General features: G+C 52.3%; 1 rRNA gene. It reads left to right on the forward strand.

Features of this window, described 5'->3' with window-relative positions:
- Positions 1-413, forward strand: a 23S ribosomal RNA gene (locus ET34_RS0117110); the annotation flags it as partial.

Consider the following 413-nt stretch of genomic DNA (forward strand, 5'->3'; position numbering starts at 1 on the left):
CGTACCTTTTGTATAATGGGTCAGCGACTTATATTCTGTAGCAAGGTTAACCGTATAGGGGAGCCGAAGGGAAACCGAGTCTTAATTGGGCGTTAAGTTGCAGGGTATAGACCCGAAACCCGGTGATCTAGCCATGGGCAGGTTGAAGGTTGGGTAACACTAACTGGAGGACCGAACCGACTAATGTTGAAAAATTAGCGGATGACCTGTGGCTGGGGGTGAAAGGCCAATCAAACCGGGAGATAGCTGGTTCTCCCCGAAAGCTATTTAGGTAGCGCCTCGTGAACTCATCTCCGGGGGTAGAGCACTGTTTCGGCTAGGGGGCCATCCCGGCTTACCAACCCGATGCAAACTACGAATACCGGAGAATGTTATCACGGGAGACACACGGCGGGTGCTAACGTCCGTCGTGA

The organism is Siccibacter colletis, from assembly GCF_000696575.1.
GTDB classification, from domain to species: domain Bacteria; phylum Pseudomonadota; class Gammaproteobacteria; order Enterobacterales; family Enterobacteriaceae; genus Siccibacter; species Siccibacter colletis.